This is a genomic window from Rothia sp. HMSC075F09 (assembly GCF_001810515.1).
Taxonomy (GTDB): Bacteria; Actinomycetota; Actinomycetes; order Actinomycetales; family Micrococcaceae; genus Rothia.
The window spans coordinates 123,086-123,306 of sequence record NZ_KV801794.1; the positions used below are offsets into that span (position 1 = coordinate 123,086).

The window sequence follows — 221 nt, forward strand, 5'->3', positions numbered from 1 at the left end:
TCGTATTGAGCGTTGACCGATGCCGCGTCGGGTTGGTCGTACACCGAGTGCAGCATCGCTTTGACGGCGGGCCATAGCGCTTTGGGGGTGACGGACATGAGATTCGCGGCGTAGTGGGTGCGGCATCGTTGCCAGGTGGCTCCGGGTAGGTTCGCTGCGATGGCTTCGACCAGGCCCAGATGCGCGTCGCTGGTGACCAGGCGCACGCCGGTCAGGCCTCG

At 65.6% G+C, this 221-nt stretch carries 1 protein-coding gene; it reads right to left on the reverse strand.

The window, feature by feature from the left end:
- The coding region (locus HMPREF2749_RS09505; RefSeq protein ID WP_210395340.1) for a transposase at positions 1 to 221 on the reverse strand (221 nt) is incomplete at both ends.